The organism is Bacillus sp. 05T31 (assembly GCF_056396725.1).
This window is the reverse complement of sequence record NZ_JBFTMA010000735.1, coordinates 1-2,176: the sequence shown is the minus strand read 5'-3', so window position 1 is coordinate 2,176 and position 2,176 is coordinate 1. Positions and strand designations below refer to the sequence as shown.

The window sequence follows — 2,176 nt, the reverse complement described above, 5'->3', positions numbered from 1 at the left end:
CTATATAACACCATGTTGTCACGTAAGTAATCGAACCCAAGCTCGTTATTTGTGCTATACGTAATATCAGCAGCATAAGCAGCTTGTTTCTCTTCACGTGACATACTATTTAAGTTAATCCCTACAGTTARGCCAAGGAACTCATGAAGTTGTCCCATTTCGCTCGCATCACGTTGCGCTAAGTATTCATTGACTGTAACAACGTGAACACCTTTTCCTGTTAATGCGTTTAAATATACAGGTAAAGTAGATGTTAACGTTTTACCTTCACCTGTTTTCATCTCAGAGATATTTCCTTCATGTAAGGCGATACCACCCATTAGCTGTACGCCATATGGACGCATTCCAAGAACACGATTCGCTGCTTCACGAACAACCGCAAAAGCTTCAGGAAGTAGATCATCTACTGTCTCACCTTTTGTTAGACGTTCTTTAAATTCAATCGTCTTTCCTTTTAATTGTTCATCAGTTAGCGGCTTAATAGATGGTTCTAATGCATCAATTTGCTCCACTGTCTTCTGCATACGTTTAATTTGGCGTTGGTTGACATCAAATACCTTTTTTAAAATACCGATCATAGGAAATACGCTCCTCTTTTATTAAAATAAAACTTCCGATTGCTTTCTTTTTCTCTTTACAATCAGTCGTTATAAAAATCAAATTTACCCCGCATTAACGGGCTGTAAGATCCCTACCTCAAAATTAAGCAGAAACAAAAATTAGGTATGGGATCAACTGCCCGTAAATGCCCGATTGGTGAAGGCTAATAATCAGTAGGTGGGAAGAACCCACCACTGATTAAAGTTTCACTTTATGTTATGCCAATTTTTCTCCTAATTAAAAAACTAAAATGTATAAACCTAATGATAATTGTAACACTTGTCTTATAACTATGACAACAATCGTCCAAATGTCGAGCCGTAGATTCAGAAAAAGTTTTTATTTTATTCGTTTCAACAAATTAATAATTCTTTTCCCTACCTCTCTATTTCAAATTCATATTCCAAATTTCATATTAATTCTAAATAATATTCTTTCCCGTTCCCTTTAAAGAGAGTAGCTGGAATGAACATATTAGTAAGATTTAAATCGACAATTACAAAAGCCAAAGATTTTGCCGGTGCAGCATCCATAGATACTCACACAATGCGCAAAACCTTCAGCTTTTGATTTCTATAAACAATATCTATCATTATATTGCAAGATATACTCAACCACAGCAACTCAAAAGTAAACTTAAAATATATAGATATCAATAAAGAAGAAAAAGACACTATACTTAATACATTTTATATAGAACTTTTTCTTTTTTTACAATTACACTTCAAATTAATACTACTAATAAATGTTATTAATTTATTGGTATTTCTAATTCATGATATTTCCCTTTCTTATCCTTCATAAAAGAAATGAATTTCACCTTAGTTGATTCATTTGAAAAGTTTTTATAATTTTTATAAGGGTCATCTCCTATAAAATAATTTGTCCCTATATATCCTCGTACTGTTTTACCAGCAGGTATTACAGGATCAAACTGATATTTTTCAGGTAATTCCATTGAATAAGGAACTAAATTATAAAACTCCCCTATTTTAGAATAAAACATTGTATTAGAAATAGACTTATTACTAAATAAGTTAATATCCCGATTTGTTGTATTTGTAATATTTAAAGGTAACACATACGTCACTACTTCACGGTCTTCATAAGGATCATAAACTTTTGTAGGATCAAGAGGCTCAAGTGCATGAAACTTCACTCCTTGTCCATCATCAAAAGTTCTATTAGATAAAAACTCATCTTTTACCACTTTATAAGATTCATTATTTAGATTTAATGTTTTAAATCTAAACAAACTAGCAAATGTACATAGCAACACACACAATCCAATGATTATTAAGACATGTTTTCTTGTCACTATTAATCTACCAACTTTCCATTATTAACATGTACAATACGATCTACTATTCCATTATCTAGAACATGCACATCATGACTAGCTACAATAATAGTCGTTCCCTTAGATTTTTCTACTTCCAAAATATCTAAAACATCTTTTATCCCATCACTATCTAAAGCATTAGTTGGCTCGTCTAATAACAATAATTTTGGTCGTTCCTTTAAAGCTTGCGCTATCCCTTAACGTTGTTTCATACCTAAAGAGTATCTTTTATAC

The 2,176-nt window shown here is 32.0% G+C and carries 2 protein-coding genes and 3 pseudogenes; 1 reads left to right on the top strand and 4 read right to left on the bottom strand.

All coding sequences use genetic code 11. The features are described 5' to 3' along the window. Positions 1-578 (bottom strand): annotated as a pseudogene (locus AC1DJR_RS27480) (preprotein translocase subunit SecA); the annotation flags it as partial. 432 nt (positions 579-1,010) lie between these two features. After that, entirely contained in the window at positions 1,011-1,133 is a 123-nt protein-coding gene (locus AC1DJR_RS27475; RefSeq protein WP_002167387.1) for a hypothetical protein, read from the bottom strand. On the opposite strand from AC1DJR_RS27475, the pseudogene AC1DJR_RS27470 reads away from it, so the two are divergent. Continuing rightward, positions 1,096-1,296, top strand: a pseudogene (locus AC1DJR_RS27470) (tyrosine-type recombinase/integrase); the annotation flags it as partial. The gene AC1DJR_RS27475 and the pseudogene AC1DJR_RS27470 sit on opposite strands and share 38 nt — an antisense overlap. Positions 1,297-1,351: 55 nt before the next feature. Here AC1DJR_RS27470 and AC1DJR_RS27465 read toward each other — a convergent pair. Both AC1DJR_RS27465 and AC1DJR_RS27460 read right to left on the bottom strand, forming a co-directional pair. Next, the gene (locus AC1DJR_RS27465) at positions 1,352-1,879 is read right to left on the bottom strand and encodes a hypothetical protein (RefSeq protein ID WP_429686512.1); all 528 of its coding nucleotides are present in this window, start codon (positions 1,877-1,879) and stop codon (positions 1,352-1,354) included. A 41-nt stretch (positions 1,880-1,920) separates the two neighbouring features. Then, positions 1,921-2,176, bottom strand: a pseudogene (locus tag AC1DJR_RS27460) (AAA family ATPase); the annotation flags it as partial.

What these genes read in the sequence shown, in the direction of transcription:
- AC1DJR_RS27475 (WP_002167387.1), bottom strand. Translation starts at nt 1,133, where the DNA reads ATGGATGCTGCACCGGCAAAATCTTTGGCTTTTGTAATTGTCGATTTA.